Raw genomic sequence first — 4,064 nt, 5'->3', positions numbered from 1 at the left:
ACCCAAGGAGAAGATCGTGCTTCGCGGCGTGCACTTCGACTTCGACAAATACAATATCCGTCCGGGTGACGCGGCAGTCCTGGATGAGGCTGCGTCGACGCTCAAGGCGCATCCCGAGGTGAACGTTGACGTCAATGGGTACACTGATGCGATTGGGAGCGAGGAGTACAACCTCAGGTTGTCGGAGAGGCGCGCCGATGCCGTGGTCAACTATCTCGGACAGCAAGGCATTTCGCAGAGCCGGCTGATTCCGCATGGATATGGGAAGACGAACTTCGTGGCGTCCAACGACACCGCGGAGGGACGCGCCCAAAACCGACGCGTCGAACTCGTGCCCATGCAGTAGGCAGCTGGACGCAACATGAGGACAGCGGCTGCGACGCCCATCGCGGCCGCTCTTTTCAGAGAAGGCGCTCAGCGAAAAGCGAGGAGGATTCGGAGATGATACCTCGATGGTCCCGGCGATCCGCTCTTACCACGATCGCGGCGGCAGCGGCTCTACTGGCGCCGCGGCCGGCGCTACTGCGTGCGCAGGTTGGCGAGGGCTCCATGGCTCAATCCGCGGTCGGTGCGCTGACCGGCGAACAGCAGACGGCTGCGAACAGTGCCTTATGTTCGGCGATTGGCAATCAGGTGCCGAATCCCGCCGCCGCGTCGCCCTCGCTTTTAAGCAGCCCGTCAATAATCTCCGCAGCCGCCACGATGTTTGCGAGCAGCGTCCACCTTCCGCTCCCCAGCGCGACCAGCCTGTTACAGGGGTATGTGTCGCAGCATGGCTCGGATATCCTGGCGTCGTGTGCTACCAGCAACGTGACTAGTGGGCTGACCTCCAAGGTTCCTGGAGCTGGCAGCTTGCCCTCCATTCCCAAGCTGCCCTGAAAGAAGACGATGTTCGCTTGAGGAACCAAGGCTGCCGGGAACCAAAGAGGAATAGGCGATCTATCGACACATAAGTCGAACGGGCGGTTGATCTAGTTCCGGAGGGCTGGTCGATGTGAGCATCCAGCTCTCTGGTTCCTCGTAGGCAAACCGTCGGTGCTTTGGTGATCTTTGAGCGCAGCTCCGAAGTTTGACTCTATCGAGTGTGCGCGACGCCGTGCGATAGGAGGGGCAGCGGATGGAGCCACCCTCTAAGCGCTAGGGAAAGTCAGCCGGCCAAACGGGGCGGAGAAGTGTAGGTGTTCTGGGGACCCGAACGGCGTCCTTCGAAGCCACTCACCGATTTCTAGGCGGTCCTTCCGATCAGTGCATGGTATACGACGAGGACGACGATCGATCCGATAACGGCGACGAAAATGCTCCACAGATCAATACCGGTGACTCCGGTAGAACCAAGCGCCGAAAAGACCGCACCGCCAACCAGTCCACCGATTACTCCCAAGATAATGTCACGGATCAGGCCTTCGCCACTCTTGTTGACTATCTTGCTGCCGATAAACCCGGCGATTAGACCAACGACCAGCCATGCTATGATTCCCATTTGTCTGCTCCTTCTTCGGAGTTATTTGCATCAGCGCAGCGGAGGTGCCACCTGACTCGCTCCTCTGAACGGCCGCCTTCGCAAGCGCGATTGCACCTAAGCCGAATCGAACCTTGCCAAAGTTGGCACTCACTGAGAAGAAACATAGTGACTACTGCTCGACCTGCTCCCAGGACGAGTCGGGATTGAACGCCGACATTCCCTTCGCGATAGTGGCCGTATCAGGCCCCAAATCCTTTTGAACGATGACCGAATCTTGATTGATCATGAAGCTCATCACTCCCGAAGAACGATACTCTGCGGGCCAAGCGAGAAAGGCGAAGCCGCCGGTCATTTTGCCGTCTACGATATAGTTTTTCGCTCCGCCGGGTGCATCCTTTCCTTGATTGGTAAGTACCTTATAGAAGTACCCATGAAACGGAGCGGCGGTCGCGGCTTCTTCGCGCTTCTGGACTTTATATCCCTTCGTGGCGGCGTCAGCCACCAGAGGTCCGATCGGACTAGCCGGCGATCCCTCCGCGGTTTCCCAGTAGAGGCCATCCTGCTTGCCAGGGTCACTCAGAATGTATTTTGCGAACTGGTGACCGTCGTGATCTTCACTCTGGTACTCTCGCTGAGCGCTGGCTAGATTCTCCAGCACCCCAATGGTGTAGAGCTCATTGCGACCGATTCGCCGGTAAATTAGTTCGTCCTTGCCGGCCGCGGTGTCGAACACCCAACCACTATCCTTCTTTACAATCGGAATCGGTGCGGGCCAGTTGTCGGAGCCCAAGTAGATGATCACCCGACCCTGATCGTCGTAGGCGAACCGATGCATTTGATCCCATTGGCTGGCGAACTGTGCCAGCGAATTCTTATCCGCGACCGGATCTCCTGATGAAAGGAGCTGCTGGGAATCTGGACCGAGAATAGATCCGAGGGCCGCGGTGTCGTCGCTCTTAACGGCAGTGAAAAGTGCAGTGGCGGCTTCAACGGGTGAGCTGAAAACGCGCTGTTCTTGCGCAGCGAGCGGGAGCGGCAACGCACACAGAAACGCGATCAGCAGGCTCGCCACCCGCGCGCTGGGAGACCCACAAGTTGCACGGGTTTGATCGGATTCAGCGAAGGTCGACATACGACAGCTCCCCAGTTTTGTGGTCCGCAGGCCTAGCGCGCTACTTAATCATCTCCCATGAAGTGTCACTCACCTGCGACGACGACCCCCTCCGCCCCCGCCGTGAAAGCCACCTCCGCCGCCGCCACCACGGAAGCCGCCACCCCCGCCGTAGCTGGCCCGGCCTCGGTTACTGAAATCCTGGGTTTGGCGGCCGGGCCCGTAGCCCCCGAAGGCGTTATTGCGGCCACCGCCTGACGCACGACTTTTATTGCCGTAGCCGCGCATCGGATCGTTCTTTGGATTGAACGATGGCTGGTTATTGAAGGCGTTGCGCCCAGCAGACGAGGGATTGTTGCGCGCGTTCCCGCCAAACTGAGCCGGCCGATTCACCGGCGGATTGCGATTTTGTAGGCCTGGAAGTTGGTTAGGCTTTGGAAAGGTTGGTTCTTTGAAGTTCCCCGTGTTGGCAAATTGGCGGGCGGTGGCCGGGTTGTATGGCCGAGTGCCGGGATTGTAGAGGGGACGATCGCCGCCCGCATAGGGTGCGGGGTAACGCCCGGGTGCGTACGGACGGCCTCCACCCGCGTATGGTGGACGAACTCCACCCGGGTACGGTGGGCGACCGCCGGCATATCCTGGTCCGTAGTAACCGCCGCGATAACGCGCCGGTATGGCGTTGGTATTGGAAACGTAAACGTTGCGATTATAGCTGACGTTGCCTCCACCCCAATTGCAGCCCCAATTATTGTCATTGTTGTTGATCAGAGACCCGATGAGCATTCCGGCCCCGAATGAAACGAGTCCGGTAGTGAGCAACTCGCCGCCAGTGTATCCAGGCGGTGATTGAACGGGAGCCCCGTATACCGAAGACGGATTGTACTCAGGTACATACACAGTATTGGGTTGAGCCGGGTTGACTATGATCGTCTGCTGCGGCGCGGGCACGGCAGACTCACCGCCCGAAGATTCCGCGGCTGGCGCTGCGGGTTGAACCTGGACTGTCTGCTGTGCGGTACTTTTCAAAGTGTCTGCGTCCATCGCTCGCTTGCGCATCACCTGAATCGCGTTCATCACGTCGGTCGGCTGGTTGTAGTACGCTTGGCCCAGGGCCGAAGTCCATGAAAGACTGTCATTCATTGTCTTCAGTACGCTAGGAAACTGGCACAAAGACTTAATGCTTGGATCCCAGGGTTGCTGATTGACAGCGGCGGCCAACTGGTCACCACTCAGATTCGCATTTTGGTCAAGCCAGCGATGCGCTTCGACCACCTCGCTTGGATAGGTTGAACCCGCAAGTATTTGCGCAACGAGAGTGTCGGGGTAAATCGCGATGGGTGATACCAGCTGTTCCAACTGCTCCGCAGTGGCCGCCCCGGGCGCGGGCCCTGGAGGAGCGGGGGCCGCTTGGGGTGCAGCTGCCTGAGGGGCGGCGGAGGCGGCCGCGCTTGGCTGTGCGGCGGTAGAAGCCGTCGAAGACGAATTCGAGGG

General features: G+C 59.1%; 5 protein-coding genes. 2 read left to right on the top strand and 3 right to left on the bottom strand.

Going from position 1 to position 4,064, the window contains the following annotated elements; genetic code table 11:
- Both VGI36_01145 and VGI36_01140 read left to right on the top strand, forming a co-directional pair.
- A partial coding sequence (locus VGI36_01145; GenBank protein ID HEY2483719.1) for an OmpA family protein occupies positions 1-346 on the top strand: 346 nt, incomplete at its 5' end.
- Positions 347-441: 95 nt separating this feature from the next.
- Entirely contained in the window at positions 442-879 is a 438-nt protein-coding gene (locus tag VGI36_01140) for a hypothetical protein (GenBank protein HEY2483718.1), read from the top strand.
- 346 nt (positions 880-1,225) lie between these two features.
- On the opposite strand, the gene VGI36_01135 is transcribed toward VGI36_01140, so the two are convergent.
- The 3 genes from VGI36_01135 to VGI36_01125 form a co-directional block, all read right to left on the bottom strand.
- The gene (locus tag VGI36_01135) at positions 1,226-1,480 is read right to left on the bottom strand and encodes a GlsB/YeaQ/YmgE family stress response membrane protein (protein ID HEY2483717.1); all 255 of its coding nucleotides are present in this window, start codon (positions 1,478-1,480) and stop codon (positions 1,226-1,228) included.
- Positions 1,481-1,631: 151 nt separating this feature from the next.
- Complete coding sequence (locus VGI36_01130) at positions 1,632-2,594, bottom strand: DUF2950 domain-containing protein (protein HEY2483716.1); 963 nt, start codon at positions 2,592-2,594, stop codon at positions 1,632-1,634.
- A gap of 69 nt (positions 2,595-2,663) precedes the next feature.
- Positions 2,664-3,929, bottom strand: a complete 1,266-nt coding sequence (locus tag VGI36_01125) for a DUF3300 domain-containing protein (protein ID HEY2483715.1) — start codon at positions 3,927-3,929, stop codon at positions 2,664-2,666.
- Positions 3,930-4,064 lie beyond the last annotated feature (135 nt).

The organism is Candidatus Binataceae bacterium (assembly GCA_036495685.1).
Lineage (GTDB): Bacteria > Desulfobacterota > Binatia > Binatales > Binataceae > JAFAHS01.
The sequence above is the reverse complement of the archived record's forward strand: the minus strand, read 5'-3'. Positions and strand labels throughout refer to the sequence as shown.